Origin of the sequence: Mycolicibacterium iranicum (assembly GCF_014190915.1) — a bacterium.
In the GTDB taxonomy this organism is placed as follows: Bacteria; Actinomycetota; Actinomycetes; order Mycobacteriales; family Mycobacteriaceae; genus Mycobacterium; species Mycobacterium iranicum_B.
Genome location: NZ_JACHVU010000001.1, coordinates 1 through 23892 on the forward strand (window position 1 = coordinate 1; position 23892 = coordinate 23892).

At 70.0% G+C, this 23892-nt stretch carries 26 protein-coding genes; 10 read left to right on the forward strand and 16 right to left on the reverse strand.

Annotated elements, in window-relative coordinates; genetic code table 11:
- The 6 genes from FHR72_RS00005 to purT all read right to left on the reverse strand — a co-directional run.
- Positions 1-289 (reverse strand): leucine zipper domain-containing protein (locus FHR72_RS00005; protein ID WP_183465795.1); only part of this gene is annotated, 289 nt, incomplete at its 3' end.
- Positions 290-395: 106 nt separating this feature from the next.
- Positions 396-800, reverse strand: coding sequence for a hypothetical protein (locus FHR72_RS00010; protein WP_183465797.1), 405 nt, complete (start codon positions 798-800; stop codon positions 396-398).
- Entirely contained in the window at positions 801-2012 is a 1212-nt protein-coding gene (locus FHR72_RS00015) for an O-succinylhomoserine sulfhydrylase (RefSeq protein WP_183466533.1), read from the reverse strand. It abuts the gene before it with no gap.
- Between the two features lie 17 nt (positions 2013-2029).
- Complete coding sequence (locus FHR72_RS00020; RefSeq protein WP_183465798.1) at positions 2030-2443, reverse strand: rhodanese-like domain-containing protein; 414 nt, start codon at positions 2441-2443, stop codon at positions 2030-2032.
- Positions 2444-2462: 19 nt separating this feature from the next.
- Complete coding sequence (locus FHR72_RS00025) at positions 2463-2933, reverse strand: Rv0361 family membrane protein (protein ID WP_183465800.1); 471 nt, start codon at positions 2931-2933, stop codon at positions 2463-2465.
- A complete protein-coding gene (gene purT, locus FHR72_RS00030) occupies positions 2930-4075 on the reverse strand; it encodes a formate-dependent phosphoribosylglycinamide formyltransferase (protein WP_183465802.1) in 1146 nt (381 codons plus the stop codon). Before purT ends, FHR72_RS00025 begins: the two co-directional genes overlap by 4 nt.
- A gap of 39 nt (positions 4076-4114) precedes the next feature.
- Between purT and FHR72_RS00035 the strand changes: the two genes are divergently transcribed.
- Entirely contained in the window at positions 4115-5701 is a 1587-nt protein-coding gene (locus FHR72_RS00035; protein ID WP_183465804.1) for a Na+/H+ antiporter, read from the forward strand.
- Positions 5702-5728: 27 nt separating this feature from the next.
- Here FHR72_RS00035 and FHR72_RS00040 read toward each other — a convergent pair whose 3' ends face one another.
- Positions 5729-6205, reverse strand: coding sequence for a MarR family winged helix-turn-helix transcriptional regulator (locus FHR72_RS00040; RefSeq protein WP_183465805.1), 477 nt, complete (start codon positions 6203-6205; stop codon positions 5729-5731).
- A 60-nt stretch (positions 6206-6265) separates the two neighbouring features.
- On the opposite strand from FHR72_RS00040, the gene FHR72_RS00045 reads away from it, so the two are divergent.
- From FHR72_RS00045 to FHR72_RS00060, 4 genes are read left to right on the forward strand one after another with little or no spacing between them, the layout of a single operon-like run.
- Positions 6266-8323 carry an MMPL family transporter gene (locus FHR72_RS00045; protein ID WP_183465807.1) on the forward strand — a complete coding sequence of 686 codons (2058 nt, stop codon included), beginning with the start codon at positions 6266-6268 and terminating at the stop codon, positions 8321-8323.
- Positions 8274-9086 carry an alpha/beta fold hydrolase gene (locus FHR72_RS00050; RefSeq protein ID WP_311736002.1) on the forward strand — a complete coding sequence of 271 codons (813 nt, stop codon included), beginning with the start codon at positions 8274-8276 and terminating at the stop codon, positions 9084-9086. The genes FHR72_RS00045 and FHR72_RS00050 overlap by 50 nt, the downstream gene beginning before the upstream one ends.
- Positions 9087-9095: 9 nt before the next feature.
- Positions 9096-10316: a cytochrome P450 gene (locus tag FHR72_RS00055; protein WP_183465809.1), complete on the forward strand. Its 1221-nt coding sequence runs from the start codon at positions 9096-9098 to the stop codon at positions 10314-10316.
- Positions 10313-10510 (forward strand): ferredoxin, encoded by a 198-nt coding sequence (locus FHR72_RS00060; protein ID WP_183465811.1) that lies wholly within the window; start codon positions 10313-10315, stop codon positions 10508-10510. Before FHR72_RS00055 ends, FHR72_RS00060 begins: the two co-directional genes overlap by 4 nt.
- Here FHR72_RS00060 and FHR72_RS00065 read toward each other — a convergent pair.
- From FHR72_RS00065 to FHR72_RS00080, 4 genes are read right to left on the reverse strand one after another with little or no spacing between them, the layout of a single operon-like run.
- On the reverse strand, positions 10467-11165 hold the full coding sequence (locus FHR72_RS00065; protein ID WP_183465813.1) for a hypothetical protein: 699 nt from the start codon (positions 11163-11165) through the stop codon (positions 10467-10469). The genes FHR72_RS00060 and FHR72_RS00065 overlap by 44 nt on opposite strands.
- A gap of 24 nt (positions 11166-11189) precedes the next feature.
- Positions 11190-12299, reverse strand: coding sequence for a GGDEF domain-containing protein (locus tag FHR72_RS00070; protein ID WP_183465815.1), 1110 nt, complete (start codon positions 12297-12299; stop codon positions 11190-11192).
- Positions 12300-12320: 21 nt separating this feature from the next.
- Entirely contained in the window at positions 12321-12959 is a 639-nt protein-coding gene (locus tag FHR72_RS00075; protein ID WP_183465817.1) for a PaaI family thioesterase, read from the reverse strand.
- Entirely contained in the window at positions 12956-14251 is a 1296-nt protein-coding gene (locus FHR72_RS00080) for an adenylosuccinate synthase (protein ID WP_183465820.1), read from the reverse strand. Before FHR72_RS00080 ends, FHR72_RS00075 begins: the two co-directional genes overlap by 4 nt.
- Positions 14252-14346: 95 nt before the next feature.
- Here FHR72_RS00080 and FHR72_RS00085 point away from each other — a divergent pair, with 95 nt between their 5' ends.
- The 3 genes from FHR72_RS00085 to FHR72_RS00095 are packed head-to-tail and all read left to right on the forward strand — an operon-like array spanning position 14347 to position 16666.
- Positions 14347-14934 (forward strand): peptidase M50, encoded by a 588-nt coding sequence (locus tag FHR72_RS00085; RefSeq protein WP_183465822.1) that lies wholly within the window; start codon positions 14347-14349, stop codon positions 14932-14934.
- 10 nt (positions 14935-14944) lie between these two features.
- Positions 14945-15724, forward strand: coding sequence for a site-2 protease family protein (locus tag FHR72_RS00090; protein WP_183465824.1), 780 nt, complete (start codon positions 14945-14947; stop codon positions 15722-15724).
- 42 nt (positions 15725-15766) lie between these two features.
- A complete protein-coding gene (locus FHR72_RS00095; protein ID WP_183465826.1) occupies positions 15767-16666 on the forward strand; it encodes a cation diffusion facilitator family transporter in 900 nt (299 codons plus the stop codon).
- Here FHR72_RS00095 and FHR72_RS00100 read toward each other — a convergent pair.
- Positions 16663-17079, reverse strand: a complete 417-nt coding sequence (locus tag FHR72_RS00100; RefSeq protein ID WP_183465828.1) for a DUF3151 domain-containing protein — start codon at positions 17077-17079, stop codon at positions 16663-16665. The genes FHR72_RS00095 and FHR72_RS00100 overlap by 4 nt on opposite strands.
- Positions 17080-17140: 61 nt before the next feature.
- Between FHR72_RS00100 and FHR72_RS00105 the strand changes: the two genes are divergently transcribed.
- On the forward strand, positions 17141-17938 hold the full coding sequence (locus FHR72_RS00105; protein ID WP_183465830.1) for an Rv0361 family membrane protein: 798 nt from the start codon (positions 17141-17143) through the stop codon (positions 17936-17938).
- Positions 17939-17998: 60 nt separating this feature from the next.
- Here the strand turns inward: FHR72_RS00105 and fbaA are convergent, their stop codons facing one another.
- Both fbaA and FHR72_RS00115 read right to left on the reverse strand, forming a co-directional pair.
- A complete protein-coding gene (fbaA, locus tag FHR72_RS00110) occupies positions 17999-19036 on the reverse strand; it encodes a class II fructose-bisphosphate aldolase (protein ID WP_183465832.1) in 1038 nt (345 codons plus the stop codon).
- Positions 19037-19089: 53 nt separating this feature from the next.
- Positions 19090-20115, reverse strand: coding sequence for an alcohol dehydrogenase catalytic domain-containing protein (locus FHR72_RS00115; protein WP_183465834.1), 1026 nt, complete (start codon positions 20113-20115; stop codon positions 19090-19092).
- A 57-nt stretch (positions 20116-20172) separates the two neighbouring features.
- Between FHR72_RS00115 and FHR72_RS00120 the strand changes: the two genes are divergently transcribed.
- Positions 20173-20859: a DedA family protein gene (locus FHR72_RS00120; protein ID WP_183465836.1), complete on the forward strand. Its 687-nt coding sequence runs from the start codon at positions 20173-20175 to the stop codon at positions 20857-20859.
- Here FHR72_RS00120 and nhaA read toward each other — a convergent pair.
- Positions 20856-22724 carry a Na+/H+ antiporter NhaA gene (gene nhaA, locus FHR72_RS00125; protein WP_183465838.1) on the reverse strand — a complete coding sequence of 623 codons (1869 nt, stop codon included), beginning with the start codon at positions 22722-22724 and terminating at the stop codon, positions 20856-20858. The genes FHR72_RS00120 and nhaA overlap by 4 nt on opposite strands.
- A complete protein-coding gene (locus FHR72_RS00130; protein WP_183465840.1) occupies positions 22717-23853 on the reverse strand; it encodes a glycoside hydrolase family 76 protein in 1137 nt (378 codons plus the stop codon). Before FHR72_RS00130 ends, nhaA begins: the two co-directional genes overlap by 8 nt.
- Positions 23854-23892 lie beyond the last annotated feature (39 nt).

Here is a 23892-nt window from a genome sequence, read left to right on the forward strand (position 1 = left end):
TCAGCAAGTAGGCGATCCGGGCCGGCCCCCAGCGGCGGGTGACGCGCACGCCGATGATGCGTCGCTCGGTCCGCATCGGGGTGCGGTTGGGGCTGTGGTGGGGCCGCGAGCTGCGGTCGGCCATGCCGGCCTTACCCAGCTTGAGGTAGCGGTCGACCCAGCGACAGACGGTGGTGACCGACACCTGAAAGCGTTCGGCAGCCCGCCGACGCGACCATCCGTCGTCGACGACGCATTGCGCTAGCCGCAGACGACCGGTTTCGGACAAGGGGGCATTACGGTGAACCACGAAGACCTCCGAGATTGGTGAGCGTTCCTAGACAGCTCGCACTCCACTCGGAGGTCTTCGTCTTGTCACCTCACCACGCCGTCACCAACGTCCGTGGTCAGTACAGCTAGCCGAACACCGGGAGGGGCTCGCCGATCCGGTAGGCCTCGATCGCATCGAGGTACTCGAACAGCTCCTCGAGGTTGAACTGGTAATCGTCCGAGGAGCCCACGAACACGACGTGGGCGGTCTCGCCGCCGTCCTCGGGGGTCAGCAGGATCACCGTGACGTCGACGGACTCGTCGGGGACCTCCGCATCGGCGTGCGAGGCAGGCCAGTACCACACCACGCCGGTCTCGTCGTCGACGTCGTCGGAGAACTCCCACCCGCGTTCGGTCAGCCGGGCGTCGAATTCTTCCAGCTGCGAAGCGATTTCGAGTTCTTCGGCGACGCCTGCCGGCAGCCAGGTGCGGTCGCGGACGCTCTGGCGCTTCTTACGGCGCGCCTTCTTCGCGTCCGAACCCCGGGACACTCAGCCCAGAGCTCTGTCGAGGTCGGCGATGAGATCGTCGGTGCCCTCCAGGCCGACCGAGATGCGCACGACGCCGTCGCCCAACCCGATCGCGGCGCGCCCCTCGGGGCCCATCGCGCGGTGGGTGGTGGTGGCGGGGTGGGTGATCAGCGACTTGGAGTCGCCGAGGTTGTTCGAGATGTCGACGATCTGGAGCTTGTCGAGCACCTCGAACGCGCGCTCCTTGGTGCCGCCGTCCAGTTCGAACGTCACCACGGTGCCACCGCCCGTCATCTGCCGCTTGGCGAGGTCGTATTGCGGATGCGACTCCAGGAAGGGGTATTTCGCCCAGCTCACCCCGGAATGGCCCTCCAGGAACTCGGCGATGCGGTGCGCCGAGGCCGTCTGGTGCTGCACTCGCAGAGCCAGTGTCTCGAGTCCCTTGAGCAGCGTCCACGCGTTGAACGGACTCAGCGCGGGCCCGGTGTGGCGCATCAGCTTCTGGACGGGCCCGTCGATGTAGTCCTTGTCGCCCAGGATCGCGCCGCCGAGCACGCGGCCCTGCCCGTCGATGTGCTTGGTGCCGGAGTACACCACCACGTCGGCGCCCAGCGGCATCCCCTGCTGCAGGATCGGGGTGGCGAACACGTTGTCCAGCACGACCTTTGCCCCGGCCGCGTGCGCGAGGTCGCACACCGCGGCGACGTCGACCAGCGACTGCATCGGGTTCGACGGTGTCTCGAAGAACACCGCCTGGGTGGGAACAGACAGTGCCTCCTCCCACTGGTCGAGATCCTCGCCGTCGACGAACACCGTCTCCACGCCCCAGCGCGGCAGGATCTCGTTGCAGACCACGAAGCAGGACCCGAAGAGGCTGCGCGCGGCCACCAGGCGGTCACCGGCGGCGAGCAGCGCGCCCAGCGCGGTGAAGACCGCCGACATCCCCGTCGACGTCGCGAAGCAGGCGGGGGCGCCTTCGAGCAGACGCAGCCGCTCCTCGAACATCGAGATCGTCGGATTGCCGTAGCGCGAGTACACGTAGCGGTCGATCTCGCCGGTGAACGCCTTCTCGGCGTCGGCGGCCGACTCGTAGACGTAACCGGACGTCAGGTACATCGCCTCGGCGGTCTCCTCGAAACCCGACCTCAGCAGCCCGCCGCGCGCCCCGATCGTGGCCTGGCTGACCCCCTCAGGAAGGGCGGTGGGGATGCGAACCGACGGAACCGACGGCACCCCGTCGGCGTCCGCGCTCACGACTGGACCCAGGGGAGTCCGACGGCCTTCCAGCCGGTGCCGCCGCGATGCTTGCTCTCGTCGAGGTTCCCCTCGAATCCGTCCAGGATGTTGTAGGACGGTGCGATACCGGCCTCGGTGGCCGCTTCGGCCGCACCGATCGACCGGTTGCCGGAGCGGCACAGGAACACGACCGGCCGCTCGCCCGCAGCGATCCCCGCGGCCTTCAGGTCCTCGACGAAACCGTCGTTGCGGCTGCCGTCGGTGCGGTTCCACTCGATGCAGACGACGTCGCGCTGCAGCGAGGACAGGTCGGGGAGCCCGACGAAGCGCCATTCGGCGTCGGTCCGACAGTCGACGAGCACCGCATCGGGGTTCTCGCTCAGCAGCTTCCACGCCTCCTCAGGCGTGATGTCTCCGGCATAGCTCACGAACTGCAGTGTTCCATAGCTAACTGGGACCGGTCGAACAGACCTTCCAGGCCCCGTCCTCGCGGGCGAAGGTCATCTCGACCGTCTCCTTGGCGTCGCGGTCACCCTCGAAGTAGTAGGTGATGTCGGCGGTGGCCCGGTCGCCCTCGACCGCCACGGCGTCCACCTTGTCGACGTAGCGCGCCCCTCGGCTGGCCTCCGACTCGCGTTGCGCGTCAAGGACCTTCGCCTCGTCACCCTGCTGCGCGGCGCAGGTGAACGCCTGGAAATCCTGGTAGCTCTCGCGCTGCAGGGCATCGTTCTGCCCCGACGCGGCGCGCGCGATCTGCTGCGCGTCGGTCAGGTCGTCACCGGAGAATATGTTGATCAGCCAGATTCCGATCACGACGGCGACAATGATTGCCAGGGCGCCCAGGAACGGCGCGATGGCCGATCCACTCGACCTGTCGTCGGCGTCGTCGGCGCCCGGCTTCCCCGATTTCGCGCTCATCCGGCCACCCACAGCTTGCGCAGCGCCGCGGCGACCCGCCGGGCGCGGTCGCGGGCCACGATCGGATCGGGCGCGGTCGCCAGCGACAGGCCCAGCGTGCCCTCCGCGTCGGGGAACACCCGAACGTCGCTCTCGGCGACGGCGAGGGCGTCGGCCAGCACCACCCGCAGGTCACCGGGCGCGGGCGCGGCGGCGCCGTCCTGAGCGCGGGTCACCTCGACGGCTCCCGGCGAGATCATGATGGTGTCCACGGGCAGGCCGAGGACGGCCCTGGCGTGCAGTTCGAACTGGGACAGCCGCTGCGAGCGCAACGTCACCAGCCCGGCGTCCTGCAGACGCGGCCGCACATCGGAGAAGTACACCTCGTCGCCGCGCACCAGCACCTCCACCGCGAACACCCCGCGACCCCCGAGAGAGTTGACGATGCGCGCCGCGATCGACTTCGCCGAGTCCAGCGCAGTGGCCGAAAGCTGTTGCGGCTGCCAGGCTTCCAGCGCCTCGCCGCCGGTCTGACGGTGCCCGATCGGCTCACAGAACGACACGGTGGGGCCCGCGGGTCCGGTGGTGCGCACCGTCAGCAGGGTCACCTCGGCGTCGACCTCGACCACCGTCTCGGCCAGGACACGCTGCATGCTGAGCTTCCCGCCCGCGACCGCGCTACGCCAGGCGGGCTCCACGTCCTCGGGCCGCACCAGCACCGACTCGCCCTCGCCCGGGGCCGCCGCGAGCGGCTTGACCACGAGCGGGAAACCCGCGTGCTGCGCGACCGCGGTGAGCTCCTCGACCGAGCCGGCGAACCAGAACGGCGCGGTCGGCAGGCCCAGCTCGTCGGCCGCCAGCCGCCGCAGACCTTCGCCGTCGAGCGCCAGGCGGGCCGCCCTCGGGGTCGGGAACACCTCCACGCCGTCGCGCTCGGCGACGGCGATCAGGGTGTCGGTCGGCACCGACTCCGCGTCGACGACGACGTAGCGCGGAGCCGCCTCGTCGATCGCGGCGGTCAGCGACGACGCATCGGTCGCGGCGTCCACCGTCACGACGTGGGCGCCCAGGCGCTGGAAGGCCGACGCGAGCTCGTGGCTGCGCTCACCGGCACCCAGCAGCATCACCGTCTCGCGGGCGTGCGGTGTCTCCAAATCGCTCATCGATTTTCAGCCTGCCAGACCGGGCGACAGAATCGGAACATGAGTGCCTCGCTGCTGGCGATCCTCGCGGTGTCGGTCCTGCTGGCAGCCGTGGCCCGCCGCTACGACCTGTCCTCACCGCTGTTCCTGGTCGTGGCCGGGCTGGCGGTGGGGCTGATCCCCGGGGTAGGGCGGATCCTGGAGCTCGAACTCGACCCCGACATGGTGCTCTACGTGCTGCTGCCACCACTGTTGTGGTCGGCGGGGCTTGAAAGCAGCTATGTGAGCCTGCGCGCCAACAAGCGCGCGATCGGGCTGCTCGCCGTCGGGCTGCCGCTGGTGACCACCGCCGTCGTCGGGTTCGTCGCCTACCGGACGGTGCCCGAGCTGACGGTCGCCGCGGCGTTCGTACTGGGCGCGATCGTCGCGCCGCCCGACGCCGTGTCGGCCGGCGCCATCGGCCGCCGGCTCGGCCTCCCGCGGCGGACCATGACGCTGCTGGGCGGTGAGAGCCTGCTCAACGACGCCACCGCGCTGACCGCCTACAAGGTGGCCCTCGCCGCGACCATCGGCGCGACCGCCACCTGGCAGGCGGGCCTGCAGACCTTCGGGCTCGCCCTGGTCGGCGGCGTCACCGCCGGCTACGTGCTCGGCCAGCTCATCGTGTTCATCCGTTCGCGTCTCGACGATCCGCTGGTCGAGAGCGCGATCGGGCTGGTCGCCCCGTTCCTGGTCTACCTGGCCGCCGAGGAGATCCACGGGTCCGGGGTACTGGCCGTCGTGGTCGCCGCGCTACTCAGCGGACAGCGCGCGACGCGGGCCGGTTACGCCGCGCGCCTGCAGGACGCCGCGGTGTGGAAAGCGGTCCAGCTGGTGCTGGAGTCGTTCGCGTTCCTGCTGATCGGCCTGCAGCTGCCGGCAGTGGTCGAGGGGCTGCGGGGGATCTCGGCGGCGGTCATCGTGACGTCCTCGGTCGCGGTTCTCGCGACGGTCATCGCCGTACGGATCGTCTGGGTGTATCCGTTCGCCTACCTGCCGAGGCTGCTCTCGGCACGGGTCCGCGCCGCCGAGCCCGCCCCGGCACCCGGGCAGGTGTTCATCGTCGCCTGGGCCGGCATGCGCGGCGTGGTGTCGCTGGCCGCGGCGTTCGGTGTGCCGCTGACGACGCTGGGCGGGGCCGATTTCCCCGGACGGCCCCACATCGTGTTCCTGACGTTCGTCGTCGTGGTCGGCACGCTGTTGCTGCACGGGCTGACGCTGCCGTGGTTGATCCGCCGGCTCGACACCCGGGGCGCCCAGGAGCGCGCCGACGCGCTGGCTGCGGCGGCAGCCCGGGACAAGGCCGGCCAGGCGGCCGCGGATCGTCTCGACGCATTGCTCGCCGGAGGTGCCCCCGACGTCGACGAGCACGCCGCCGACGTCCTGCGGGCGTGGAACGCCCGGCGGCGTCAGGCGGGGTGGCAGCGAGTCGACGACACCCGCTCGGAATCCCCGATGGGCGTGTTCCGCACCCTGCGCCTGGAGATGCTGGCCGCCGAACGCGCGGCGTTCATCGCCGAACGCGACCGCGGCACCATCGACGACGAGGTGCTGCGGGCCATGCTGCACGGCCTCGATCTGGAGGAGGCGACCCTCAACCGGGAGTGAGAAACGGTCGCGCTGGTGCGCTGGGGCCTACCGGGGTCCGAGCTCGGCGAGGAACGTCTGCATCGCGGCGCCGAGCGCGGTGAACACCCGGTGGGCGGCCCGCAGGTCCTCGTCCGACAGGTCGGCCATGCTGGTGTGCGCGTGTTCGGCGAGCGGCGTGAAGAATCCGCGGGCGACCTCCATGCCGTGGTCGGACATCCGCAGTTTCACGCGACGCCGATCGGCGGGGTCGACGTCGCGCAGCAGATGCCCGGAGTCGACCATCCGCTCCACCAGATAGGTGATCGCGGCGGCGGACACCCCCATCCGCTGCCGCAGCTCCCCCGCGGTCAGCGGGCGCCCGGAACCCTCGGCGACCGTGACGTGCAGCAGCGCCCGGAAGTCGTTGGCGGTCACCGCGTGCCGGGCCGCGAACGTCTGACCGACCGCGTCGGATGCGGCCGTGAGCGCCCGCAGGTCGGCAGCCATCAGCGCCTCCAGAGCCGCGCGGTCGTCGTCGTGCACGTCGTCAGCCTAGCCGAAGTTTCAATTGCTTAATTGTTAATCATCTGAAATATTGGCTGCATGAGCCGTCGCTTCTCGTGGCTGATCGCCGTCGTCATCGTCCTCGCGTCCGGCGCCCTGCTGGGGTTGCTCGGCAGCGGGGACTCCGCCGAGCAGTCCCCGGTGGCCGTGCCGCCGGCCTCCGAGTCCGCCCGCGCCGACGCGGTCCGCAGCAGCTTCCCCGGTGGCGACCAGGTTCCGGCGATCCTGGTGGTCACCCGCACCGACGACGCCCGCCTGACCCCCTCGGACCTGGGCGCGGTCACCTCGGCGTTCCCGGGCCCGCCGCCGCAACTGTCCGAGGACGGGCAGGCCGCGATCGTGGTGGTGCCGCTGTCGGCGGAGCTCTCCGGCTTCGACCTCACCGACACGGTCACGGAGTTGCGTGCGACCGCCGCCGAGAAGCTCCCCGACGACCTCCGCACACAGGTGACCGGTGGACCCGCGTTCGGCGCCGACATCGCGAATTCGTTCTCCGGCGCGAATTTCACGCTGCTGGCGGTCACTGCGGCCGTGGTGGCACTGCTGCTGATCGTGACCTACCGCTCACCGGTGCTGTGGCTGGTGCCGCTGCTCGTGATCGCGTTCGCCGACCGGGTCGCGTCCGTCATCGGCAGTGCCGTGGCCGAGGGACTCGGGATGAGCCCCGACGGCTCGACGTCGGGCATCACCAGCGTGCTGGTGTTCGGCGCGGGCACCAACTACGCGCTGCTGTTGATTTCGCGCTATCGGGAAGAGTTGGGCCGCAGCGCCTCTCACCGGGACGCCCTCGACACCGCGGTCCGCCGCGCCGGTCCGGCGATCGTGGCCAGCAATGCCACGGTGGTGCTGGCACTGCTGACCCTGCTGTTCGCCTCGTCGCCGAGCACGCGCAGCCTGGGTGTGCAGGCCGCCGCCGGGCTGGTCGTCGCCGCGGTGTTCGTCCTGCTGGTGCTCCCGCCGGCGCTGGCCCTGTTCGGCCGGAAACTGTTCTGGCCGTTCATCCCTGCCGTCGGCGCCACCCCGCTGACCGACACCGGCGTGTGGCACCGGGTGGCCGCGGCCGTCGCGCGCCGACCGGGCCGCGTCGCCGTGGTGTCCCTCGGAACGCTCGCGCTACTGTGCACCGGCCTGTTCGCCACACCGGTCGGCCTCTCGCAGACCGAGCAGTTCCGGGTCGAAGCCGAATCCGTCAGCGGGTTCGAGACATTGGCTGCGCACTTCCCCAGCGGTCTGACCGATCCCACCCGGGTCATCGCATCGACCGACCGCAGCGCGCAGGTGCAGCGCGCCATCACCGACACCCCGGGGATCGTGTCGGCGACCCCCGCCGGAGACTCTCCGGACGGGATGAGCCAGTGGTCAGTCGTGCTGGACGCCGCGCCCGCCTCGGACACGGCGTTCGAAACCATTGACGCGCTGCGCGACTCGGTGCACGCCGCCGACCCCGGCGCCCTCGTCGGCGGATCCGACGCCGTCGCGCGGGACGCCGCGGGAGCAGCCGGACACGACCGTGCGGTCGTCGTGCCCGCCATCCTGGTGGTGGTCCTGCTCGTGCTGTACGTGCTGCTCCGTTCGGCGCTCGCACCGCTGGTCCTGGTCGGTGTCACCGTGCTCAGCGCACTGGCCGCCCTCGGTCTCGGCGGCTGGGCCAGCGTGCACCTGTTCGGCTTCCCGGGACTCGACAACACCGCTCCGCTGTTCGCGTTCCTGTTCCTGGTCGCGCTCGGGGTCGACTACACCATCTTCCTCGTGACCCGAGCGCGGGAGGAGACCCCCGACGACGGCACCAGGGACGGCACTCGGGACGGCATCGTGCGGGCCGTCTCGGCCACCGGGGCGGTGATCAGCAGCGCGGGCATCGTGCTCGCGGCGGTGTTCTGCGTGCTGGGGGTGCTGCCGTTGATCGTGCTCACCCAGGTCGGCATCATCGTCGGCCTCGGCATCCTGCTCGACACCTTCCTGGTGCGCACGGTGATCATCCCGGCGCTGTTCACGCTGATCGGACCGAAGATCTGGTGGCCTGCCCTGAAGGGCTACCGTTCCCCCCGTGGAGAGTCACGCGGTGCGCACCGCGCTGGGGGGGTTGCACGTCCGTAGCGCCGGCCCCGCGCACGGGGAGGCCATCGCCTTCTGGCCCAGCCTGCTGATGACCGGCGACATGTGGCATGCGCAGGCCGAGCATTTCGGTACCGACCACCGGGTGGTCCTGATCGACCCACCCGGTCACGGCCTCAGCGAAAAGCTCTGTACCACCTTCACTTTCGACCAGTGCGCCCAGAGCATCGTCGAGGTCCTCGATGCCCTGCACATCGACCGGGCCCACGTGGTGGGCAATTCGTGGGGCGGCATGATCGGCGGAACGTTCCTGGCCCGCCACCCCGACCGGGCCCGGCGCGCGGTGCTGATGAACTGCACCGCCTCCCCCGCCGGGCGGCGCCAGAAGCTGGAGTACGGCCTGCTCCTGCAGGCCGCCCGGCTGACGGGCCGCATCCGGCCACCGCTGACCCGCTCGGTGCTGCGGGCCTTCCTCGGACCGACGACCTTCCGGGACCGCCCCGGGGTCGTGGCCGCCGTACGCGCGCAGGTGGAATCGGTCGACGTGGGCTCGGCACGCTGGGCGGTCCGCAGCGTCGTCCCCGACCGTCCCGATCAGCGGGCCCTGCTGTCGCAGGTGACGGCGCCGGTGCTCGTGGTGGCCGGCGACGAGGACGCGACGTTCCCGGTGGCCGAGACAGCCGCGATGGCCAGGGCCATCCCCGGCGCGCAGATGGTGGTGCTCGATGGCGTGGCACACCTTGCGGGCCTGGAGAACCCCGCGCTCGTCAACGCGCTGATCGGGGACTTCCTGTCCGGCAGGTAGCGTCGAAAGATGAGTCAGGCCACCGGTGAGGCCGCCCCCGGGCAACCGCCACTGCACATGCGGCGGAACGCCTTCGACCCGATCCCGGAACTCGGTGAGATCCGCGATCGCGAGGGCGTCCGCACCGTCACCAACGCGTTCGGCATGCAGGTGTATCTCGTCACCCGCTACGACGACATCAAGACCGTGCTGTCGGATCACGCGCGGTTCTCCAACGGGCGGCCACCGGGGTTCGTCGTCCCCGGCGCCCCGCCGATCGACGAGGACGAACAGGCCCGCAACCGGGCGGGCAACCTGCTCGGCCTGGACCCGCCCGAACACCAGCGGCTACGCCGGATGCTGACCCCGGAGTTCACGCATCGGCGGATGAAACGGCTGCAGCCGCGCATCGTGGAGATCGTCGATGCGCAGCTCGACGCGCTGGCCGCGGCCGGCAGTCCCGCCGATCTCGTCGAGCATTTCGCCCTGCCCATCCCCTCGCTGGTGATCTGTGAGCTGCTCGGCGTTCCGTACGCCGACCGGGACGACTTCCAGCGGCGCAGCGCCCGGCAGCTCGACCTGTCCATCCCGATCCCCGAACGTCTGGAACTGCAGCGCGAGGGCCGCGCCTACATGACCTCCCTCGTCGAGGGCGCCCGCGTCCGGCCCGGCGACGACATCCTCGGCATGCTCGTCCGCGAACACGGCGACGAGCTGACCGACGACGAGCTGATCGGGGTCGCCGGGCTGCTGCTGCTCGCCGGGCACGAGACGACGTCGAACATGCTGGCCCTCGGCGTTCTCGCGCTGCTGCGGCATCCCGATCAGCTCGTCACCGTGCGCGACGAGCCCGGGGCCGTCGCGCCGGCGATCGAGGAACTGCTGCGCTACCTGTCGATCGTGCAGACGTCGATCCCGCGGATCACCACCACCGAGGTCGAGCTCGCCGGCGTGACCATCCCGGCCGGCAACCTGGTGTTCGCGTCGCTGCCGTGCGGCAACCGGGACGGCCAGTTCATCGACAGGGCAGAGGAATTCGACATCACCCGCGGGGCGGCGGGCCACCTGGCGTTCGGACACGGGGTGCATCACTGCCTCGGCGCGCCGCTGGCCCGGATGGAGATGCAGATCGCGTTCCCGGCGCTGCTGCGCCGGTTCCCCGGGCTGCGTCTCGCCGAGGACTTCGCCGATGTGCAGTTCCGGTCGTTCCACTTCATCTACGGTCTGAAGTCGTTGGAGGTGAGCTGGTGACGAAAGTATCGGCCGATCGCGAGCTGTGCATCCAGGCGGGCAACTGCGTGATGGTCGCCGGCGACGTCTTCGACCAGGACGACGACGGAATCGTCGAGATCCTGCACGACGACGTCACCGGCGAGGAGGCCGAGCGGGCCGCCGAAGCGGTCAAGCTGTGCCCGGCGAGCGCTCTGAGTCTGGAAGATCGATGACCCCGGACCGCACCAGCAGCAGCAGGCTCACCACGAGCACCCAGATCGGGAATGCGATGGTCATCCACCGGCTGACGTCACTGGCCACCAGGACGCACACCGACACCAGGTAGGTCGTCACCACCAGCCACGTCGGCATGAGCCGCGTCCGCAACCAGATGGTGGCCAGCGACATCATGAAGACCGCCCCCATCCGCAGCGCATAGGTGTTGGACAGCGCCATCAACAGCGCGTGCCCGAACGCCGTCACCTCGGTGCGGGTCCCGTCTCCGGCGAACTCCGCCGTCGCGATGAGCCCCGCGCCCACCGCGGTCGAGGCGAAGATCATGGCCAGGAACAGCAGGCCGCTGCCGAGGAACACGGTCGAGAAGAATTTGTCCTCCAGGGTGCCGAGCCCGTCGCGGACCACCCCGAGGAACCAGAGGAACGCGATCCCGGAGAACGGCATCAGCACGACCGCGATGCGCAACAGGTGGGTCGAGCCGTGCGCAACGGGGTCCGGGCTCCACTGCGATCCCGGCGCGTCCCCGTCGGGCAGGGAGAGCCGGATCAGCACGAGCGCGGTACCGAACAGCAGCGCGAACAGCACACCGGCGAACGCCGCGGCCCGCGGGGTGCTCAGTCTGCGCAGGTGGCGGTCTGCCGGGTGGGTCACCGACCCATCGTGGCACCAGGGACATCATTCGTCGGCACGAACGGCGCCTCCGGACGCGACGGTCTGATTGCCGCCGAGGTGCTTGGCCCGGTACATCGCGGCGTCGGCCCGCTCGATCAGGTCGCGGACCAGGGCGCCGACGTCCCCGTCGCCGAGGGGGGCCGTGGCCGCCCCGATGCTGACGGTCGGCACCGCCGGGGTCTCGCACCGCGACACCATCAGGTGCAGGAGCTTGGCGACGCGGCGCACCGACTCCGGGCCCCCGTCGAGCACGACGACGAACTCCTCGCCTCCGGTGCGGGCGGTCACCGACCGCACCCCCACGGCGGCGACGGCGTCCCGGGCCGCGTCGGCCACCGCGACGAGCACCCGGTCTCCGACGTCGTGTCCGTGCCCGTCGTTGATCGCCTTGAACTTGTCGATGTCGACGGCCAGCACCCCGAGATGGGTTCCGCCGGGGGTCACCAGATCGTCGACGTGGACCTCGAGACCACGGCGGTTGTACAGCCGGGTGAGCGGATCGTGCATCGAGTCGACGGCACCCATCCGCAGGGCCAGCAGATAGGACTGCACGATGACGGGGACCGCCGAGAGCGGGAGCAGCACGAGCAGCCGCACGGCCACCACCGACAGCGGCATCGTGGCCTGGGCGACGGCCCACCCGAACCACACCCCGAGCACCACGGCGGTGAACGCCAGGTGCAGCAGCAGCGCGCGCGGGCCGTGCACGACGACGATGTAGATGCCGTTGGTCGCCAGCAGCGCGAGGCCCGGCATCGCGATGAACGCGTCCTGATAGCAGGCCATCACCGCGACGACGGCCAGATCGGCGTACACGGCGAACGCGATCGACTGCCGTTCGGTCGGCCACGGCCCGACGATCCACCACACTCCGAGCAGCGTCGAGCTGGCCGCGATCGCCAGCACCAGCGCCGGGGCGGCGACGTTCCCGCCGTCGAGATAGGCGAACGCGGCCGTCAGGAGCGCGATCGCGCCGTACAGGAGGGAGAAGGCACCGATGAACACCTGGTGCAGTCGCAGCAGACCCCGGGAACGGAAATGCCGGACGAGCCACTCGAAGTCGTTCGGCTGGTTCCACCAGCTGCGGACGAAGTCGCGCAACCCCTTCTCCATGCGCCCCCCGCGCCTCCCGAACTACGGCTGCCCGGGCAGCAGCCTGATCATCAGACCGTTCGCCTCGGCGAGCAGGTTTCCGTCGGGATCACGCAGTTCGGCGTTGACGAACGCTTTCCGTCCCTGTGCCTCGCGAACCCAGCCGCGTGCGGTCAGCACCGTGTCGATGGGTGTCACCTTGCGGTACTCCACGTGCAGGAACGCTGTCCTGCTGATCGGACGACCGGCCGCGTGGATCACCATGCCGAACACCGAATCGAACAACAGGGGAAGCACGCCGCCGTGGACGGCACGGTTCCCGCCCACCGAGAACCGGCTGAACTGTACCTCCAGCTCGACACCCGCGGGCTCGAACGTGGTCACCCGGTAGGGGGGCATCAGCAGGCTGCCGGCCCCGGGCAGCGACGGCACCCGGTTGGCTGGACCCACCCCCTCGCCGGCTTCGAACGGCTCCAGCAGCGTGACGAGATCCTCCGCGAGATCGGCCGCCCGGTCCCAGGTGGCCGCATCCGGGTCGGCCGACACCGCCAGGTCCTGCGCACGGCGCATGGCCGTCAGGAACCGCCCGAACCCGGCCCCCGGTTCGGCCGGGGTGAAGTTGGGGAACCCGCCGTGGCTGTCGTAGTCGGGATCCAGGGCCCTGGGGTCCTCGGCCGTCACCTCGGCGCCAGGATGTCGCGGCGCACGATCGTCTGATCGCGACCCGGACCCACGCCGATGCACGAAACATGGGCGCCCGCAAGCTCTTCCAGGCGCAGCACATAGTCGCGCGCCTTGGCCGGCAGGTCGTCGAACTCCCGGGCGCCCGAGATGTCCTCCCACCAGCCCGGCAGTTCCTCGTAGATCGGTTCGGCGCGGGCGATGTCGCTCTGGGTCATCGGCATCTCGTCGGTGCGCTTGCCGCCGACGGTGTAGCCGACGCAGATCGGCACCGTCTCCAGGCTCGACAGCACATCGAGCTTGGTCAGGAAGTAGTCGGTGATGCCGTTGACGCGGGTCGCATAGCGTGCGATCACGGCGTCGAACCATCCGCAGCGGCGCCGCCGCCCGGTGGTGACACCGACCTCGCCACCGGTCTTGGCGAGGTACTCGCCGTACTCGTCGAACAGCTCGGTCGGGAACGGTCCCGACCCGACGCGGGTGGTGTAGGCCTTCAGGATCCCCAGCACGGTGGTGATGCGGGTGGGGCCGATGCCCGAGCCCACCGACGCGCCGCCCGCGGTTGGATTCGAGGACGTGACAAAGGGATACGTGCCGTGGTCGACGTCGAGCAGCGTGCCCTGCGAACCCTCCAGAAGGACCGTCTCGCCGTTCTCCAGCGCCTCGTTGAGCAGCAGGCGGGCATCGGCGATGCGGTGCCGGAATCCTTCAGCCTGGGCCAGCAGGTTCTCCACGACCTCGGTGGTGTCGAGCGCCTTGCGGTTGTAGATCTTGACGAGCACCTGGTTCTTGAATTCCAGTGCGCCCTCGATCTTCTCGGCCAGCAGGCTCGGGTCGAGCACGTCGGCGACCCTGATGCCCTGACGCGCGATCTTGTCCTGGTAGCACGGCCCGATGCCGCGGCCCGTGGTGCCGATCTTCTTGCTGCCGGCATACCGTTCCACGACCTTGTCGATCGCGACGTGATAGGGCATCAGCAGGTGCGCGTCGGCCGAGATCAGCAACCGCTCGGTGTCCACACCGCGGTCCTCGAGACCCTTGAGTTCGGTGAGCAGCACCCCCGGGTCGACGACCACACCGTTGCCGATCACGTTCGTCACGCCCGGGGTCAGGATGCCCGACGGGATCAGGTGCAGGGCGAAGTTCTCGCCGCTGGGCAACACCACGGTGTGCCCGGCGTTGTTACCCCCCTGGTAACGAACCACCCACTGAACCCGCCCGCCCAGAAGGTCGGTGGCCTTACCTTTGCCCTCGTCGCCCCATTGGGCGCCGATGAGGACGATTGCCGGCATCGCAGAGCCTCTCGCGTCTTTCCGCTCATTGCTGCGCTTCGATACTGTGTGCAGCCGGTGACCCACCCTATCTCAGGAGCTCGTTGGACCCCTCGATGATCCGGCAAGTCGCTGTCGTGCGCCCCGGCGCGGGCCGCATTCCGCGCGCGCTGCGCCGGCTGCCCGCCGTCGACGTCGGCGCCGGCGACCTCACGTCGTACCGGCGCCTGATCGTGGTCGGCCCGCCCAGGGACCTCGCGACGGTGCTGACGGCGCTGCTGCGTGCCGACCGGCTCGACGTCGAGGTGGCCCATGTCCGGCGCTTCTGGCAGGCCCGGCGCGCGTGCACCTCCGCGGCGACCCGGGTGCCGCTGATCCGCGACGAGACCGGCACCGTCATCGTCGGCGCCGCGCTCTGGCGTCCCCCGGACGGGCAGCGCACGCTGCGCGGCGAGGCCGTCGTCGACGACGAGCGGCTCTTCGACGGCGAGGTGCCGGCCGTGCGGATCGAGCCGATCGCCACCATGCCCGGGTTGCGGGCCGCGGTGGCCGGTGGCCGGTGGCGGCCCCGGCGATGGGTCAGCGGTCGCGCCGCGCAGCTCGGCACCACCGGTGCGCGCGTGGTGCGCGACGGCGACGCGGTGCCGCGGCCGGTTCGCCGGTCGACGTTCTACCGCCACACCGAGGGCTGGCTGAAGGTCTAGCCTCGGCGAGGTGAGCATTCGCCCGTTGCGCCGGTCGGTGCGGCCCAGTCCGATCTTCCTGGCGCTGATCGCGGTGACCGCCGCGGGCGGGGCCCTGGCGTGGACGGCGGGCGCGGAGGCCCGGCCGATGGCCTACGTCGCGGTCTTCGTGTTCGTCATCGCCGGCTGGGTCGTGACGCTGTGTCTGCACGAGTTCGGGCACGCCTTCTCGGCGTACCGATTCGGCGACCACGACGTCGCGGCACGCGGATACCTGACGCTGAACGTGTTCAAGTACACCCATCCGCTGTTGTCGCTGGGGCTACCGGTGCTCTTCATCGCGCTCGGCGGGATCGGCCTGCCCGGCGCGGCGGTGTTCGTGCAGACCGCGTTCATGAGCCCACGGCAGAAGACGATCGTGAGCCTCGCCGGTCCCGCGGTGAACCTGGTGTTCGCGGTACTACTGCTCGCACTCACCCGGCTGTTCTACGACCCGGCGCACGCGGTGTTCTGGGCGGGGATGGCCTTCCTGGGGTTCCTGCAGGTGACCGCGTTCCTGCTGAACATGCTGCCGGTGCCGGGATTGGACGGATACGGCGCGCTCGAGCCGCACCTGAGCCCGCAGACGCAGCGTGCGGTGGCCCCGGCCAAGCAGTGGGGCTTCTTCATCCTGCTCATCCTGCTGATCGCACCACCGCTGAACCAGTGGTTCTTCGGCGCGGTGTACTGGCTGTTCGATCTGTCCGGGGTGAATTCCACCCTGTCGGCGATCGGCGGCCAGCTGACCCGGTTCTGGTCGGCCTGGCGCTAGCGCCCTTGCCACATATGCAGCATTATGCATATATTGCTGGGCATGGGTGCAGGACACGATCACGGCCACGGTGGTGACACCAAGGTCTCGCGCATGGTCCTGGCCGCGGGAATCCTCACCGTCTTCTTCGTCGTCGAGCTGACCACCGCACTGGCGATCAATTCGATCGCGCTGCTGGCCGACGCCGGCCACATGCTGACCGACCTGGTCGCGATGTTCATGGGGCTGACCGCCGTGCTGCTCGCCAGACGGGGCAGCACCTCGCCGTCGCGGACCTACGGCTGGCACCGTGCCGAAGTCTTCACCGCCGTCGCCAACGCCGTGCTGCTGCTCGGTGTGGCGGCGTTCATCCTCTACGAGGCGATCGAGCGCTTCGGCGACGCGCCCGACATCCCCGGCGTTCCGATGATCGTCGTCGCGCTCGCCGGCCTGATCGCGAACTCCGCCGTAGTCCTGCTCCTGCGGTCGCACTCCGAGGACAGCCTGGCCGTCAAGGGCGCCTACATGGAGGTCGTCGCCGACACCGTCGGCAGCATCGGTGTCCTCATCGCCGGCATCGTCACCGTCACGACCCGGTGGCCCTACGCCGACGTCGTCGTGGCCGTGCTCGTCGCGCTGTGGGTGCTCCCCCGGGCCATCGCCCTGGCCCGCGCCGCGCTGCGGATCCTCTCGGAGTCCTCACCCAGCCACATCGACGTCGAGGAACTCCGCGCGGCGCTGTGCGCCGTGGACGGGGTGACCGAGGTGCACGACCTGCACGTGTGGACGCTGGTACCCGGCAAGGACATGGTGACCGCGCACCTGACCAGCAATCGCGACTCCGCGCGCGTCCTCGACGATGCCCGCGCCGTGCTGACCGCCCGCGGACTCGACCACGCGACCGTGCAGGTCGAGCCGCCGGACACCGCCGCCGACTGCGAGTGCGAGAGCCAGAACCGCTAGCTCAGACCCAGCTCGACGCGGGCCGCGGGATCGCAGTCGTCGAGCAGGTCCAGGCACCGCTGATACTCGGGGGTCTCGCCGATCGCCTCGGCGGCGCGGGCCAGCGCCGCGACGCAGCGCAGGAACCCCTGATTGGGCTCGTGCGAGAACGGCACGGGACCGAATCCCTTCCACCCGTTGCGGCGCAGCGCGTCCAGGCCGCGGTGGTACCCGGTGCGGGCGTAGGCGTAGGCGGCGACGGCCTGCTCGGCCTTCAGCGCCTGCTCGGCGAGCACCGCCCACGCGATCGACGCCGCGGGATGCGCCGCGGCCACGATCGACGGGTTCTCCGCCGCGTCGAGTTCGGCCTCTGCTTCGGGATCGCCGGGCAGAAACACAGGGTCCGGTCCGAGGAGGTCACCCATCCGAGTCATGAGCCCCATTGTGCCGTGAGGGCGTAGGCGGCCGTCACTGCGGATGGCTAAGCTCCGCGGTATGTCGAACGCAGGACGGCCAGACGACCCGGACGAGACGACTCCGGAGTCGCGCGAGGCCGAGACCGAGGTGTTGCAGGGGGCCGACAGCGAGCACGAGCCGGCCACCGAGGTGTTCGCCCCCGCCGAACCGCAGGACGGGGATTCCACGGCGGGTCAGGGCGAGCGGCGGTTCACTGCCCCGTCGGGTTTCGACGCCGGCTCGACGCAGATCATCAACCGGCCCAACGACCCGGAGACCGAGGCGTTCACGGTCCGCGATCCGGGCAACGCGCCCACCGAGGCGTTCGGAGCCCAGAAACCCGCTGCGCCGCAGGCGATCCCGGCACGCGGCGACGCGCCGAAACCGCCCAGACCGAAGCGCAAGTGGGGCTGGGTGGTGGCGATCGTGCTCGTCATCCTGGCGCTGGCGGCGGTGGCGATCGCCGCCACCGTGCTGCTGACCCGCCAGTCCTCACCGGCGGCCTCCCAGGAGGAGAACGTCCGCACCACCATCCAGAACTACGACGCCGCCATCGAGAAGGGCGACCTCGCGACGCTGCGCAGCATCACGTGCGGCACGACGGCCGAGTCCTACAACAGCCTCGACGACAAGAAGTGGTCCGACACCCACCGTCGCGTCGCCGAGGCCGGCCGCTACCCGGTGGTCGCCAGCATCGACCAGATCGTCGTCAACGGTGACCACGCCGAGGCCAACGTCACGACGTTCATGGCCTACGCCCCGCAGACCCGCTCCACCCGCAGCTTCGACCTGCAGTTCCGCGACGAGCAGTGGAAGATCTGCCAGGCCCCTCAGTAAGCCGCCTCAGCCGGCTCCGGCCTGATTGCCGGCTCAGCCGGCTCCGGTCCGATTGGCGGCTCAGCCGGCCGACACACTGCGGCCTGCGCTGTGCAGGTCGTTGCACGCCTCCACGACGCGCTCGCTCATCGAGGCCTCGGCCTTCTTGAAGTAGCTACGAGGGTCGTACACCTTCTTGTTGCCGACCTCGCCGTCCACCTTCAGCACGCCGTCGTAGTTGGAGAACATGTGCCCGACGATCGGACGGGTGAACGCGTACTGGGTATCGGTGTCGACGTTCATCTTGACCACGCCGTAGCGCAGCGAGTCCTCGATCTCGGACTTCAAAGACCCTGAGCCGCCGTGGAATACGAAGTCGAACGGCTTGGAACCCTCGTCGAGTCCCAGCTTGGCCGACGCGACCTTCTGGCCCTCGGCGAGCACCTCGGGCTTGAGCTTGACGTTGCCCGGCTTGTAGACGCCGTGCACGTTGCCGAACGTCGCGGCCAGCAGATATCTGCCGTGCTCGCCGGTCCCGAGGGCCTCGATGGTCTTCTCGAAGTCCTCCGGCGTGGTGTAGAGCTTGTCGTTGATCTCGGCCTCGACGCCGTCCTCCTCGCCGCCCACGACGCCGATCTCGATCTCCAGGATGATCTTCGCCGCGGCCGCCTGCTTCAGCAGTTCCTGTGCGATCGACAGGTTCTCGTCGATCGGCACCGCCGAGCCGTCCCACATGTGCGACTGGAACAGCGGATTGCCGCCCGCGCGCACCCTTTCCGACGAGATCGCCAGCAGCGGCCGGACATAGGTGTCGAGCTTGTCCTTGGGGCAGTGGTCGGTGTGCAGGGCCACGGTGACGTCGTACTTGGCGGCGACCACATGCGCGAACTCGGCGAGTGCCACCGCACCGGTCACCATGTCCTTGACCCCCAGACCGGACGCGAATTCGGCTCCGCCGGTGGAGAATTGGATGATGCCGTCGGATCCGGCGTCGGCGAAGCCCTTGATCGCGGCGTTGACGCTCTCCGAGCCGACGCAGTTGATGGCCGGGAACGCGAACGAGTGCTCCTTGGCCCGGGTCAGCATCTCGGCGTAGACCTCAGGCGTGGCGATGGGCATGACGTTTCCTCTCGGCCGGGGTTGCAGGCAAGTATCTCAAGAACGCGTCGGTCTCACACGGTCAGAACCATGCGGTAACGGGCGCGGCCGGCGTCCATCGCATCGAACGCCTCGGCGGCCCGGTCCAGCGGGACCTCCTCGGTCTTCGCGCGCACTCCGGTCAACTGGGCGAAGTGCATCGTCTCCTCGACGTCGCGGGCCGTCCCCGACGGGTGCCCGCTCACCGACAGCCCGGCATTGATCAGGTCCAGCGGGCTGATCGGCAGGTTGTCCGCGGTCACCCCGACCACGACGAGTTCGCCGGCCGGCCCCAGCCCACCGACGGTCGCAGCCATGGCCTCGGCGTTGTTGGCGGTGGCCAGGACGACGGCCGCACCGCCCAGCTTCTGCAGTTCTGCGGCGACGTCCTGCGCGGTCGAATCGAGGTAGTGGTGGGCGCCGAACTCCTTGGCCTCCTCGGCCTTGCCGGTGCCGCGGCCGATCGCGACGGTCTCGAATCCCATCGCCCGCGCCCACTGCACGCCGAGATGCCCGAGCCCTCCCACACCGAGGATGGCGACCACGTCGCCGGCCTTGGCGCGCGTCTGGCGCAGGCCGTTGAACGTCGTCACCCCCGCACATCCCATCGGCGCCGCCTCGACGAACGACATCCCCTCGGGGATCCGCGCGAGCGCGGTCCACGGGACGATCACCGTTTCGGCGTAGCCCCCGGGGTAGTGCCAGCTGGGCACCTGCATGCGCTGGCACTGCATGAACGCGCCCTTGCGGCACGGGACGCAGCGGTTGCAGTTGCCGCCGAACCAGCCCACGGCCACCCGGTCACCCTCGGCGAAGTCCTCGACGCCGTCTCCGACCTCGGCGACGGTGCCGGCGATCTCGTGACCGAGCGTGATGGGCCACTGCAGCCCGGGGAAGTGGCCGGCGTGGAACTCCCGGTCGGTGCCGCACACCCCGCACGCGGCGACCGAGAGGCGCACGTGACCCGGCGGCGTGGACGGGGTCTCGACCTCGACGACGGTCAGCGATTCGTTGGCGGAGGCAACCTGCACGGCCGTATGGGTGGACTTGTGGGTCGACATGGTCAAACACTAGCGCCGGTACCCTAGGGAGCCGTGGTTGTCGACACTCTTGCCCTGATGCCGGATTTTCTGGACCCCATCAACCTCCTGAGCTACTTCGGCACCTGGGCGCTGATCGGGCTGCTGGTCGTGGTGTTCGTCGAGTCGGGCGTCCTGTTCCCGGTGCTGCCGGGTGATTCGCTGCTCTTCGTGGCCGGCATGCTCGCCGCGGGCACCGCGGCGGCGTCCAAGGAGGGCAATGTCGCCAACGCCGACTTCCAGCTGTGGCAGCTGCTGCTGTTCATCCCGATCGCGGCGGTCCTCGGCGCGCAGGTCGGCTACTGGATCGGCCGCAACGTCGGCACCGCGATGTTCAAGCCGAACGCCCGGTTCCTGAAGCAGAAGTACCTCGACGAGGCCCACCTGTTCTTCGAGCAGCGCGGACCGTTTGCGATCGTGGTGGCGCGGTTCGTGCCGATCGTGCGGACGCTGGCACCGATCACCGCGGGTGCGGCCAAGATGAACTACGCGGTGTTCACCCTCTACAACGCCGTCGGCGCGATCGTATGGGGCGCCGGTCTGACACTGCTCGGCTACTGGCTGGGCCGTATCGAGATCATCCAGAAGCTGCTCGAACCCATCGTCATCGGCATCGTGATCCTGTCGGTGCTGCCGATCGCGATCGAGTGGTACAAGCGCCGCAGGGCCGCCAAACGGGCCGGCATCCCGACCCCGCCCATGGAAGCCGACGAGCAGCCCACCTAGATCGGTCCCTGCGAGCGGCCCTCCCGTCCTTCTTCGAGCGCCCGGATCAGGCTCGCCGCGTCCCACGGCCCCTTGTGCCGTTTGCCGTTGACGAACAGCGTCGGCGTCGCGTTCAGGTCCATCGCATCGGCGTCCTCGGCGTCGTCCTGCACACGGTGCAGCACCTTCGACGAGTGCACCCGCACGTCCTGGTCGAAGCGTTCGATGTCGCACCCCGCCGCCACGGCGTAGCGGTACATGTCCGACCACTCCAGGTCGTCCTGATGGGCGAACAGCTGGCGCGCCATCTCCCAGAACCTGCCCTGCAGCGCCGCGGCCTCGCTGGCGCGGGCGGCGTCGAAGGCCCGCGGGTGGGCCCGCTCGAGCGGGAAATGGCGCCACACATAGAGCAGCTCGTCGCCGAAGTGGGCGCGCACCTCGTCGATCGCCCCGGTCGCGCGGCTGCAGAACGGGCACTCGAAGTCGCCGTACTCGACCAGTGTCAGCGGCGCGTCGCGCCGGCCGCGGGAGTGGTCGCGGTCGGGGTCGACGGGCCGGATCAGCTTGAGACCGACGGGTTCGGGCGGGCTCAGCCAGTCGGTCATCCGGAAGATGGCCCACCCGAATGCGAAGGCGATGACCGACGCGGCGAGCACGCCGATGCGGGCCTGGTCCTGACGACTCGGATCGGCGATCGCGATGTCGACGATGAACAGCGAGATCGTGAACCCGATGCCCGACAGCGCCGCGCCACCGGCGATCCGGCGCAACGTCAGCCCGGGGGCCAGCTCGCCGAGACCGGTGCGCCGCATCAGCCACGTCGCACCGGTGATGCCGAGGAACTTGCCGATCACCAGGCCCGCGACCACGCCCCACGTCAGCGGTGAGCGCAGCGCGGTCATCAGGCTCTGGCCGTCGAGCAACACCCCGGCGTTGACGAGCGCGAACAGCGGCAGGATCACGAACGACACGGTCGGCCCGACCGCGGCCTGCAGCCGCTCGTTGATCGAGATCGACTCCCTCAGTGAGCGGCTCGCGGCGCGCGCGTACTGGGAGTTGGGCGACTGACGGAAGGCCCGGATCTGTTCGACCGCCCGCTCGACGGGGCGACGCTCCGGGGTGAAGACGGGGATGAGCAGCGCGACGGCGACGCCGGCGAGCGTGGGGTGGATGCCTGCCAGATACAGCGCGATCCACAGCGCCACGCCGAGGACCGCGTACGCCGGGCCGCGCTCTTTGGGCAGGTAGCGCACCAGCGCCAGCGCGGCGATCAGCGCCACCGACACTACGAGCGGGCCGACCTGCACGGCGTCGGAGTAGAACACCGCGATCGCGATGAGCGCCCCGACGTCGTCGACCACGGCCAGGGTGAGCAGGAACAGCCGCACGCGCGCCGGGAACATCGGCTTGATGATGGCCAGCGCCCCGACCAAGAACGCGGTGTCGGTGGAGATGACCACGCCCCATGCCGCGGCGTTCTCGCCGGACGGGTTGAACGCCAGGAACACGACGGCGGGCAGCACCAGGCCGGCCGCGGCGGCGACCACCGGGACCGCGGCGCGGGAGCGATCGGTGAGCTCGCCGATGGTGAACTCGCGGGTGACCTCCAGTCCGACGATGAAGAAGAAGAACGTCATCAACGCGTCGTTGACGAGGTGCTTGACCGTCATGTCGAAGTGATGGGCACCGACGCTGACGCCGACATGGGTGTTCAGCAGGGCCGAATAGACATCTGCCCACGGAGAATTGGCCCACAGGATCGCGATGACGGTGAACGTCAGCAGCAGTGCGGCCGCGGTGTTGTCGGTGGTTCTGGTGGCCTTGCTGCCCCGGTTGAGCCGCGAGGGCAGCAGCGGGAAACCCCGCTGGGCGGTCGCTTCAGTCACTGTCACTCTCGGTCACCGAGGCCGACGTGCCGCCCGCGACGCTGTGCGCGGCCTCCATCAGCATCCACCCGGCCAGCTGGACCGACAGATCGCGTTCGGGGATCTCCGAGGAGTTCACCGCACCCTCGACGAACTGTGCGTCTCCGGTCCCCGCCGCCGGCACCTCGGCGGTGCGCTCCCAGAACGCGGCGAACAGCGGGAGGTTGTCGACGGTCTGACGGTTGTCCCAGGCCGCGCGCGCCGAGGTCAGCACCGTGGTCGCCGCGACCTCGCGGGCCTGGACGGACTCGGGCGAGTCGCCCGGCAGCGTGGTGGCGACCAGGGCGAGGTAGCGCGCGAGGATGCCGTTGAAGAGGCCGCCGTCCCCGCCGCCGGCGCCCTTGATCACGCCCCCGGGGGCCATGTGCTCGGCGACCGCGCCGACCAGGCGGTGCACCCGTTCTGCGTGGCGCGGGTCCTGGGTGCGCAGGGCCAGTTCCGTCTCGGCGCCCAGCACGACGCCCTGGCAGTAGGTGTACTGCGCCCGCACCAGCGACCCGCCCTTGATGCCGTCGAACACGAGGTGCGTCTCGGGGTCGATCAGCGTCTCGTCGATCCAGTCGGCCATCTGCTGCGCGCGGCGCAACCGGTCGCCGTGGCGCGCGAGGAAGATCGCGGCGGGCCCGTTGGCGGGGGCGTTGAAGAACTGGTCCTGTTTGCGCCAGGGGATGCCGCCGCCGTCTTCGGGGACCCACGACGTGAGGAACTGGTCGGCGAAGGTGTCGAGGGCCTTGGGCCTGCCCACCCCGGCCAGCCGGCCTGCACGTTCGAGCGCCAGCGCGAGCCACGCCATGTCGTCGTAGTAGCTGTTGGTCCACTTGCCGAGGTTGCGCCACCGGTGCCCACGGATCTGCCGGTTGAGGGAGGCGAGACGTTCGGGCCGAGGGTCGCGGACCTGCGCGTCGACCAGGTTGTCCAGCAGGTGCGCCTGCCACCAGTAGTGCCAGATCCCGAAGCGGCGCTGCCGGCCTGCGGCGGGCCACGCGACGACGCCGAGCTGGGTGCCCGGCAGCCCCCATAGTTGCCTGAGGTGCCGCGCGGCGATGGCGGCTTCGGCGCTGGCCGCGCGGTTGGCCCACATCTGATCCATGCGGATGATCCTGCCCTACCGGACGCCGACAGGCTATGA

What these genes read in the sequence shown, in the direction of transcription:
- fbaA (WP_183465832.1), bottom strand. Translation starts at nt 19,036, where the DNA reads ATGCCCATCGCCACGCCTGAGGTCTACGCCGAGATGCTGACCCGGGCC.
- FHR72_RS00100 (WP_183465828.1), bottom strand. Translation starts at nt 17,079, where the DNA reads ATGACTCGGATGGGTGACCTCCTCGGACCGGACCCTGTGTTTCTGCCC.
- FHR72_RS00085 (WP_183465822.1), top strand. Translation starts at nt 14,347, where the DNA reads ATGATCCGGCAAGTCGCTGTCGTGCGCCCCGGCGCGGGCCGCATTCCG.
- FHR72_RS00045 (WP_183465807.1), top strand. Translation starts at nt 6,266, where the DNA reads ATGAGCCGTCGCTTCTCGTGGCTGATCGCCGTCGTCATCGTCCTCGCG.
- FHR72_RS00055 (WP_183465809.1), top strand. Translation starts at nt 9,096, where the DNA reads ATGAGTCAGGCCACCGGTGAGGCCGCCCCCGGGCAACCGCCACTGCAC.
- FHR72_RS00035 (WP_183465804.1), top strand. Translation starts at nt 4,115, where the DNA reads ATGAGTGCCTCGCTGCTGGCGATCCTCGCGGTGTCGGTCCTGCTGGCA.
- FHR72_RS00070 (WP_183465815.1), bottom strand. Translation starts at nt 12,299, where the DNA reads ATGGAGAAGGGGTTGCGCGACTTCGTCCGCAGCTGGTGGAACCAGCCG.
- FHR72_RS00025 (WP_183465800.1), bottom strand. Translation starts at nt 2,933, where the DNA reads ATGAGCGCGAAATCGGGGAAGCCGGGCGCCGACGACGCCGACGACAGG.
- FHR72_RS00080 (WP_183465820.1), bottom strand. Translation starts at nt 14,251, where the DNA reads ATGCCGGCAATCGTCCTCATCGGCGCCCAATGGGGCGACGAGGGCAAA.
- purT (WP_183465802.1), bottom strand. Translation starts at nt 4,075, where the DNA reads ATGAGCGATTTGGAGACACCGCACGCCCGCGAGACGGTGATGCTGCTG.
- FHR72_RS00105 (WP_183465830.1), top strand. Translation starts at nt 17,141, where the DNA reads ATGTCGAACGCAGGACGGCCAGACGACCCGGACGAGACGACTCCGGAG.
- FHR72_RS00120 (WP_183465836.1), top strand. Translation starts at nt 20,173, where the DNA reads ATGCCGGATTTTCTGGACCCCATCAACCTCCTGAGCTACTTCGGCACC.
- FHR72_RS00130 (WP_183465840.1), bottom strand. Translation starts at nt 23,853, where the DNA reads ATGGATCAGATGTGGGCCAACCGCGCGGCCAGCGCCGAAGCCGCCATC.
- FHR72_RS00115 (WP_183465834.1), bottom strand. Translation starts at nt 20,115, where the DNA reads ATGTCGACCCACAAGTCCACCCATACGGCCGTGCAGGTTGCCTCCGCC.
- FHR72_RS00095 (WP_183465826.1), top strand. Translation starts at nt 15,767, where the DNA reads ATGGGTGCAGGACACGATCACGGCCACGGTGGTGACACCAAGGTCTCG.